This is a genomic window from Actinoallomurus acaciae, assembly GCF_042429965.1.
Lineage (GTDB): Bacteria > Actinomycetota > Actinomycetes > Streptosporangiales > Streptosporangiaceae > Actinoallomurus > Actinoallomurus acaciae.
The window spans coordinates 1-6432 of the sequence record NZ_JBHLZP010000457.1 but is presented as its reverse complement, the minus strand read 5'-3'; the positions used below and the strand labels follow the sequence as shown (position 1 = coordinate 6432).

The window sequence follows — 6432 nt, the reverse complement described above, 5'->3', positions numbered from 1 at the left end:
AGGTGGCGTCGGCGGCGCGCGCCGCCGGCCATCCTGCCGGTCGAGGACGATGGCCTGCACCGGGCAGGCGGCCGCCGCCCGCTCAACCCGCTCCCGCTGCCGTTCATCCGGATCCGAGTCGTACAGCAGCGCCTCGTCCCCCCGGATGGTGAACACATCCGGGGCGGCGAACGCACACTGCGCGTATCCCTGGCATCGGGTGAGATCCACGACAACCTTCATGGAAGGCCCCTCGGATGACCATGCCCGGACACGGCGCCCGAAAACGCCGACTTATGGGACCCACTCGTCTGCCATGCTGACGGCAGCACAACTGCGGGAGATAAATGTGATCGAGCTGGCCGACGTGATAAAAGATCTGCGCGACGAGTTGTATCGGGCGATCGACGGAGGCGAGAACGAGCGCCTCCAGTTCGAAGTCGGCTCGATCGAGTTGGAGCTCAGCGTGAGCGTCGAGCAGACCGACGGCGTCCAGGGCAAGGTCCGCTTCTGGGTCGTCGATCTGGGCGCCGATATGAATGACAAGAACATCTCCACGCAGAAACTGAAACTCACCCTCACTCCGACTCTCCACGCCGACGGCGGCCGGATCACTCCCCGGGTGTCCGGCGAAGCCGAAGACGGAGAGGACTGACCCGGCGGAATGCCCGGACTCGACGTCGGCCGAATAACGCAGATCATCACCGGGGAAGGCGGAAAGGCGGGCCTTCGCGGCTCGGGCTACCTCGTGTGCCGGCGGATGGTGCTGACGGCCGCCCACGTCGTCGCGCCCGATGCCCGGGTCCGCGTACGGTTCGTCGACGACGACGGGGAGGCCCGGACCCAGCCCGGTCAGGTGGTCTTCTACGAAGACGCCGTCGACCTGGCGGTCATCCGCCTCGACACGGGGCAGGAGGTCGAACCCGTCCGCTACGGGGCGATCACCGAGGCATCGCCGATCGAGACCGTCGGGTTCCCGCGTTCTCGGCTGCACCGGGGTGAGGACTCCGGCGGCAGGGAGATCGTGTTCCGGGACACCCGCCATGCCCGCGGTACGGCCCGGCCCGCGTCGTGGCGGCGCGAAGGAGGGCTGGAGATCGTCGTCGATCCGCCCGCCCCCGATCCCGACCCCCGGAGATCCGCGTGGGAGGGCATGTCCGGCGCGGCCATCTGGTCGGTCGGCCACCTGGTCGGCGTGGTGAGCGAGCACCGTCTCGGCGACGCCCTGAACACCCTCACCGGCAGCCGCGTCGACCGCTGGTACGCCGAACTGGAGTACAGGCGGCTGAAGCGCCTGCACAACCTCATCGGCCTGCCGCTCGAACGCGGCCGCCTGACCACGATCACGCCCCATGTCCTGAGCCTGGACGCCTACCTCGACGCCGGTGCACGCGCGGCCGACGAACACCCGCGGCCCGGTCTGATCGCGCCCGCCTCCGGTCTCCGCCAGGTCTACCTGCCGCAGCACATCCGGCCGTACGGCCTGGGCGAGATCTCCGGCGCCGACGTGTCATCCGCCCGAACGCTGCTGGACCTCGACGGCGACGCCATCGTCATGGCGGGTCCCGGGGGCGGCAAGTCGAGCATGCTCCGCATGTTGCTGATCGACGGCGTCTCCCGGTGGCGGCGCGGCCATCCCGACGGTGAGGTGCCGGTGCTGGTCCAGGCCGCCGACCTCGCGACCTCCGCGCCGCTACCGTCCGCCCTCGCGGCGGCGGTCTCTCGCGACCTGGCGCCGTTCGGCCTGACCGCGCCCCTGGCCGACGAGTTCTTCCAGGATCCGCCCCGCCCCGGCGGGCGCTGGCTGATCCTGGTCGACGGCCTCGACGAGATCATCGACCCCGAGGCACGGCGGCGCGTGCTCCGCACACTGGTCTCGCTCTCATCGCCGGCCCACCGCTTCGTCGTCGGCACCCGGCCGCTACCCAATCACGAGTTCGACGTCGCCGGCGCACACGTCCGCCGCTACCTGCTGCGGCCGCTCGATCAGGACCGGTTCGCGGAGTTCTGCGAGCGGTGGCTCGGCGCGGCCGGCGCGGCCGATCCGGAGGAGGCGGCCCGCTCGTTCGGCACGGCGCTCGAACGGGCCGGCATCCGCGAGCTCGCGCGCACCCCGCTCATGGCGACCATGCTCCTCGGACTGCACCTGTCCGACTCCACGGCGCCGCTCCCCACCGGACGAAGCGGCGTCTTCGCCCGGTTCGTCGAGCTGCTCTCCGAACGCCTCCACGCGCGGGGTTCCGGCGGAATCCACGCTCAGACCCGGGCCGCTCTGGAGCGCTACGGACCGGACGTGCTGCGGGCCGCGGAGAAGGCCATCGCCCGCATCCCGGACGTCGTCGAAGAACTCGCGGTCCGGCGGAACACGGCCGACGATGTGGAGGCGGCGCGGTTCATCGCCGCTCATCGCGACCTCAGCCGGCCCGAACCGGTGGCAGCGGCCGTCTGGGACGATTTCCTACGCGACGCCGTACGCCGCACCGGCCTGCTCGTCGGGGACGACCTCCGTTTCCTCCACCGCACTCTGGTGGAGTTCCTGGCGGCGCGGCACGTCGCGAAGGACGAGGCCGTGCACGCCGCCGTGCTCCGGGAGGGGCTCGCCGCCGTACGCCGGCGCATCCGTGCCACCGGCTACCTGTCCGTCCCCGCCGCCGCGCCCGAAGCGTCCTATCTGGGATTTCTTCTCGACGCGCGGGAGACCCCGCGGTCGGCCGTCAAGTCGCTGAACCGCCTGGCGACCGGCAGATCCCTGCCGGGCTGCGAGTTCGTCGCCGACCTGGCAAGGCTCGGCACCGCGCTTCCGCGACGCACCGTCCAGGAGGCGTCGCGCAACCTGAGAAGGCTGGTCCGCCGCAAACGGGCGTATTCGCTCATGCATCGGGCGAGGGCGGCCGCCGCCCTCGCCGAGCTCGGCGGAGACGGGGCGGCCGACGTCCTGGCCGACATGTACGCGGAACCGGACGCCTTCGGGCTGGAGGCGGGGAAGAGCCTCGACGACGAGTGGCGGTTCACCGACATCATCCGCTGCTTCGGCATCGAGCTCCCCCGCGGGTTTCTCGCGCTGAAGCTCGCCGAGCGCGGTGACCCACGCGGCGTCGCGCTGCTCACGGCGATGACCCGTGACACCTACCTGCTCCCCTTCACGAGGGTGCACAGCGCGGGCGTCCTCGCCGATCTCGGTCTTCCCGGCGCCGGAGAGATCCTGCACGACCTGGCCACCGACCGGACGATCGACAACACCCACCGTGCGCTGGCCGCGAGGCTGCTGGGGGTGAAGCTCAATGATCGCCGCGCGGTCTCCATCCTGCTCACCATGGCACGCGACGAGGACCTCCAGCCGTTCGTCCGGATGCGGGCGGCGTTCGGCCTCGCCCGCCTGGGTGAGGATCGCGGCGTGTCGATCCTGGTGGCGGCCACCCGCCGCAAGACCGCGCCGGAGGTACCGCTCCCCGGCTACAGCAGGTTCCAGGCCGCCAGGTACCTCGCGCGCCTGGGTGATCGACGGGCGCTCGGCCTCCTCGACGCCGTGTCCCGCGACGACACGATCGCGCCCCTCGTACGCCGGAGAGCCAATACCGCCCGCAAGCGCGTCAGGGCCAGGAACTACTTCGACCTGCCGATCGAACAACGCGTGCTCGACGAGTTCACCGGTGGCAGGATCCGCCGCCGGCTGGTGCCGGCCCTGGCCCGTCCGGCGCGGCCGTTCCTCCCCTTCTTCATCCGGCGCTACGGCCGGGACATCGACGCGATGTTCGACGACGCGAACCCCGCCGACGTCCCTGCCAGGTGAACCGTCCGCCGAACCCGCGCCGATCAGCGGAAGATGTCGCCGAGCGAGGAGAGCGAGTTCACCCCCGCGTACACGGTGAACACCCAGGCGGCCGCGCCGAACACGATCAGTGCCACCGGGTACCGGTACGTAGCGCCGATCAGGTCGCGGCGCCGGATCGCGACCCACAGCATGATGGCCAGGCCGATCGGCAGGATCAGGCCGTTCACCGCGCCGGCGAAGACCAGGAGCTTGGCCGGCGCCTGGCCGAGGATCAGGAACAGCACCGTGGTGAACGCCATGAAGCCCATGACGCCCTGGTGGAAACGGCGTTTCACCGGACCCGCGATCGACTGCAGGAACGAGATCGAGGTGTAGGAGCAGCCGAGCATGCTCGTCATCGAGGCGCACCAGAACACCAGGCCGAACAGCCGCTCGCCGGCCGAGCCGAACGCATGGCCGAACGCCGATCCGGCCGGGTCCGCCGCGCTGAGCCGCACTCCGCCGTACACCACGCCGAGGAAGCCGAGGAACAGCACGATGCGCAGCACCGAGGCGACCAGGACACCGGTGAGCGAGCCGCGGTTGATCCGCTTCAGGTTGCCGATGCCGGTGATGCCGTCGTCGATGAGGCGGTGCGCGCCGGAGTAGGTGATGAAGCCGCCGACGGTGCCGCCGATGAGGGTGAGGATGGGCAGGAACGGCAGCGAGTGCGGGGCGACGGTACGCACCGCGGCCTCCCCGACGGGCGGTGCGGTGACGAGGACCAGCGCGACGATCAGGACGATCTTGATGGCGCCGAGCACGACCACCACGCGATCCACGGCGGCGTTCATGGCCTTGGCGGTGAAGACGGCGATCGCCAGGCAGCCGCTGATCGCCACACCGATCCGCACGTTCAGCCCGAAGAGTTCGTGCAGTCCGAGACCGGCGCCGGAGATGTTGCCGAGGTTGAGGATCAGCCCGCCGAGCACGATCAGGATGGTGAGCACGTGGCCGGAGCCCGGCAGGGCCTTGTTGGCGAGGTCCTGGGCGCGCATTCCGGACAGGCCGACCACGCGCCAGATGTTGGTCTGGATGGCGAGGTCGATGACCAGCGAGATGACGACCGCGCAGGCGAATGACGCACCGTAGGCCGACGTGAAGGTCGCCGTCTGCGTGATGAACCCCGGCCCGGCCGCGGTGATCGCCATCAGGAGGGCGGCTCCGAGCAGCGGCGGCACGCGCCACCGGCGCGCTCCACCGTCCTCGGCGGCCGGGCCCCTCGCCGGCCTGGAGCCGCTCGCCGTCTTCGCCATTCGAACCTCCTGGGGGTGGGGGCAACCGCGGGAGCGGGAAAGCCGACTATTTGAGTCGAGTAGCAATAGTAAGACGTCTGACGTCTCTTTTGTCGACCGCACCCGGCGAGGGGCCTGCTCCGCCACGAGGCCCGGGGGAAGAGACGCCGCCTCCGCGGCTCGGCCGTCGGGCAGTGCGCAGCCGGAACGGATCACGCACCGCCACCTCGCGGGCGTACCGCCCCCGCCTACCGCAGCCACTCCCGCCGACCGCCACGACCACGGCGAGAACCCCGCACGACGCCCGCCGCCGGGCGAATCGCGCCGCCCCCGGTTACTGCGGACGCTCGTCCCGGCCGCCACGGCCACGGCGGGCATCCCGCCCGACGTCCACCCGCCGAGTGACCGTCACCCGCTCCGCAGGGCCGATGGCCGCCATGTCGACGATCAGGTCCGCCTTCCCCCGGCCGGCGGCGATCAGCCGGGCGTTGGAATCGTCGACGGCGGCCACCCACCGGCGCGCCTCCGGCTCGCTCTTGCCGAACAGCACGTGACGCGCGATCAGCCGCTCCCGGCGCACCGCCTCGTCCAGCTCGCAGTACCAGACCTCGGCCAGCTCGGCGCGTACGAGCGGCCACGGCTCCGCGTCCGCGAGCAGATAGTTGCCCTCGGTGACGACCAGCCGGACGCCCGGATCGACGGGGATGCTGCCCGCGATCGGCTGCTCGAGGTCGCGCTCGAACCCCGGCGCGTAGACGGTACGGCGCAGGTCGGTACGCGCCCGGCGGAGCAGGGCCAGGTAACCGTCGCCGTCGAACGTGTCGATGGCACCCTTGCGCTCCCGCCGCCCCAGGCGATCCAGGGCCACGTCGGCCAGGTGGAACCCGTCCATCGGGACGAGGGCGACCGCCTCGCCCTCCTCCGCGAGCCGGCGGACCAGGAGTTCGGCGAGGGTCGACTTGCCCGCTCCCGGGCAGCCGGCGATGCCGAGGATCGCGCGCTCGCCGCCGTGCCGGAGCCCACGGGCGCGGGCGGCCAGTGCCTCAAGCACCCGGCATCACATCCGCCGGACGGTGCGCGCTGCGGCTGGTCGTCAGGGTCATCAAGGGGGTGAGGGCCATCACCGGCAGGATAAGCCGACTCTCGAGCATGAACGCGCCACGGCAGAGGTTCACCGCGATGCGCGCCCTACGCTCGCGGCCGGCCGGCGTCGGCCTCCAGCCGCCGGCGCTGTGGCACGACGGTGTACTTCGGGTCCTCGGCCGAGCGCATCCCGGCGGCGAAGACGCCGAACCTCGTGCAGGCGGAGGCGGTCAGCAGTGCCGCGCCGCCGAGCACCGCCGCCGTACGGCTGCGTCCGCCCAGCAGGGCGGCACCGGCGGCGCCGGCGGCCGAGAGCGCCACGGC

5 protein-coding genes and 1 pseudogene are annotated in these 6432 nt (G+C 71.6%); 2 read left to right on the top strand and 4 right to left on the bottom strand.

Translation table 11 applies throughout. From position 1 onward, the window contains the following. Positions 1 to 222: ferredoxin (locus ACFFNX_RS38430; RefSeq protein ID WP_378211026.1), on the bottom strand; the 222-nt coding region annotated here is incomplete at its 3' end. Between the two features lie 106 nt (positions 223 to 328). Here ACFFNX_RS38430 and ACFFNX_RS38425 point away from each other — a divergent pair. Then, positions 329 to 634 carry a trypco2 family protein gene (locus ACFFNX_RS38425; RefSeq protein ID WP_378211025.1) on the top strand — a complete coding sequence of 102 codons (306 nt, stop codon included), beginning with the start codon at positions 329 to 331 and terminating at the stop codon, positions 632 to 634. Positions 635 to 643: 9 nt separating this feature from the next. Beyond that, positions 644 to 3769: a HEAT repeat domain-containing protein gene (locus ACFFNX_RS38420; RefSeq protein ID WP_378211024.1), complete on the top strand. Its 3126-nt coding sequence runs from the start codon at positions 644 to 646 to the stop codon at positions 3767 to 3769. Positions 3770 to 3792: 23 nt separating this feature from the next. On the opposite strand, the gene ACFFNX_RS38415 is transcribed toward ACFFNX_RS38420, so the two are convergent. From ACFFNX_RS38415 to ACFFNX_RS38405, 3 genes and pseudogenes are all read right to left on the bottom strand, one after another. Beyond that, positions 3793 to 5046, bottom strand: a complete 1254-nt coding sequence (locus ACFFNX_RS38415; RefSeq protein ID WP_378211023.1) for an NRAMP family divalent metal transporter — start codon at positions 5044 to 5046, stop codon at positions 3793 to 3795. Between the two features lie 313 nt (positions 5047 to 5359). Further along, on the bottom strand, positions 5360 to 6076 hold the full coding sequence (locus ACFFNX_RS38410) for a nucleoside/nucleotide kinase family protein (RefSeq protein ID WP_378211022.1): 717 nt from the start codon (positions 6074 to 6076) through the stop codon (positions 5360 to 5362). Between the two features lie 137 nt (positions 6077 to 6213). Beyond that, positions 6214 to 6432: pseudogene (locus tag ACFFNX_RS38405) on the bottom strand (NrfD/PsrC family molybdoenzyme membrane anchor subunit); the annotation flags it as partial.

Bases quoted from the DNA above. Each gene is read 5' to 3' on its own strand.
- ACFFNX_RS38420 (WP_378211024.1), top strand. From the start codon at position 644: ATGCCCGGACTCGACGTCGGCCGAATAACGCAGATCATCACCGGGGAA.
- ACFFNX_RS38415 (WP_378211023.1), bottom strand. From the start codon at position 5,046: ATGGCGAAGACGGCGAGCGGCTCCAGGCCGGCGAGGGGCCCGGCCGCC.